Below are 1658 nucleotides of genomic sequence, written 5' to 3'. Positions count from 1 at the left end.
CCCTCAGTTTCCAAACATTAACTATCAAAGAGCATAATTACATTTGTAAAAGCAAACATTCATAGATAACTCCTTAGTTTTTAAAGATCTAGTTTCAAACTAGATCTTTAAAGATAATTCAATCTATAAATACAACCCTTTAATATATTTTTATCGTTTTTATTTACTTTAAGAATTCTTATATAAAACTATGCTATAATACAAGCCATAGTTTTAATTTTAATAAGGAGAATTCTCATGAAACTAGTTAAACTTAGTTTAGTAGCAGCTTTAGCTGCAGGTGCTTTTTCAGCAGCTAACGCTGTTTCACTTGAAGAAGCTATAAAAGATGTTGATGTATCAGGAATGTTCAGATATAGATTTGAATCTGATAGATTAGATGATGGTTCCTCAACTACTGGCGGTTACAATAGCTCTAAAAATAATCAACACAAATTTAAATCTCAATTGAATTTTAAAGCAGCTTTAGATGATAACTTCAAAGCTTTTGTTCAATTTGAATATAACCCAGGTGGTGAAAATGGATTTGGTGGTGCAAACACAGATACAAAAAGTGCTTTCGGTGTTAGACAAGCTTACTTAGAATATACCAATGAAGCTTATGCTACAAGCGTAACTTTCGGTAAAATGGAAATTGGCTCTATTTGGACTGATGATGCAGTAGGAACAGGAGCTAAAGTAGTAAACACTTCTATTGAAGGTTTAACTTTTGCAGGTTATTGGTTTGATAGCTTCAATGTTCAAGATGATGGTGATTTTGGAGATACAAAACTTAACAATTCTTCTTTATACGGTGCTGCTGTATTAGGTGATTTCGATCCATTTGCTTTCCAATTATGGGCTGCTTATTCAGCAAACAATGCATTCTTATATGCAGTAGATGCTAGCTATAAATTTACATTCAATGATATGGCTAACTTCAAAATCCAAGCTCAATATTTAGGAAATAGCTTGGATAGTGATTTTGAAAAATTCTATGGTCATGGTGTAGATGATGGCAATTTCTATGCTGCTCAATTACAAGGACAAATTTCTGCTTTTGATTTCCAAGCAGGTATCGTTGGCTATGGTGATAAAAACAAACAAACAGTTGTCACTTTAGAAGATAAAGGAAGAGTAATTGCTCCAGGTGAACAAATTTTTTATTCTAACAAGAGTGATTTAAGACATACTTATGGCGAAAGTCTTTTCTATTTTGCAGGTTTAGGTTATACTTTTGCTGAAACTGTTAGAGTAGGGTTTGACTATATCGGTGGTAAAACTGAACAAGCTGGCAATAACGACATAGATAAAAATGAATATATTGCAAGAGTATCTTATGCATATAGTCCAAAACTTACATTTAGTGGCTTCTATTCTTACTTAACTGAAGATTATAACACCAATGGTGTTCATGATAGCGATGATCAATTCATCAGACTTGAAGCTCTATACAAATTCTAATTATAAAAGCTAAGCCAAAAGGCTTAGCTTGCTATATCTAAAATTATATCTTCTTTTAATCCTTGTATCTTAATTTCTTTTATTTTTAAATCATTAGGTAAGTTTTCTAGCAAAATTTCTTTGCTATGTATATTTTTACTTGCTAATACTCTTAGTATTTTACCCCTATAAGCTTTAGCAAAATGACTTAAAGTTTTGGAATTTTTTAAAAAAGT

1 protein-coding gene and 1 pseudogene are annotated in these 1658 nt (G+C 31.1%); one reads left to right on the top strand and one right to left on the bottom strand.

Annotation, left to right across the window (positions count from 1 at the left end; translation table 11 throughout):
- The first annotated feature begins 237 nt into the window (after positions 1-237).
- On the top strand, positions 238-1443 hold the full coding sequence (locus L8V85_RS08265) for a major outer membrane protein (RefSeq protein WP_263666051.1): 1206 nt from the start codon (positions 238-240) through the stop codon (positions 1441-1443).
- Between the two features lie 23 nt (positions 1444-1466).
- Here L8V85_RS08265 and L8V85_RS08260 read toward each other — a convergent pair.
- Positions 1467-1658, bottom strand: a pseudogene (locus L8V85_RS08260) (peroxide stress protein YaaA); the annotation flags it as partial.

Source organism: Campylobacter sp. IFREMER_LSEM_CL2090 (assembly GCF_025771865.1).
GTDB lineage: Bacteria > Campylobacterota > Campylobacteria > Campylobacterales > Campylobacteraceae > Campylobacter_D > Campylobacter_D lari_D.
Note: the sequence above shows the minus strand (reverse complement) of the source record. Positions and strands in the feature narration are given on the sequence as shown.